At 66.8% G+C, this 271-nt stretch carries 1 protein-coding gene; it reads right to left on the bottom strand.

The annotated features are described in order from the left end of the window. On the bottom strand, positions 1-211 hold a 211-nt coding region (locus ACTFO6_RS18810; protein ID WP_439935882.1), incomplete at its 3' end, for a 2Fe-2S iron-sulfur cluster-binding protein. Positions 212-271: the final 60 nt, after the last annotated feature.

Below are 271 nucleotides of genomic sequence, written 5' to 3'. Positions count from 1 at the left end.
GTCCGAGCTGAAACGTATCCTGAACGGTTGGGGGCGGTATTTCGCCCGCCAGTACCTTTACGCGGCAGCTCCGGCAGCGCCCGCGGGCCCCGAACGTGGCATCGATTTCCACGCCGGCCTTGAACGCGGCTTCTATCAGGGTCGCCCCGGCCTCGCACGCGACGGAGCGGTGGGCAGCCTTGCCCTGCGCCTGCTCTACGAACGTGACCATCACCGGCTCATTCGTGGCGCAACCCGTCTGTTTGTGAGCCTCCAGCGATCAGGCCCACGC

Origin of the sequence: Pelomicrobium sp. G1 (assembly GCF_051905455.1) — a bacterium.
GTDB lineage: Bacteria > Pseudomonadota > Gammaproteobacteria > Burkholderiales > UBA6910 > Pelomicrobium.
Note: the sequence above shows the minus strand (reverse complement) of the source record. Positions and strands in the feature narration are given on the sequence as shown.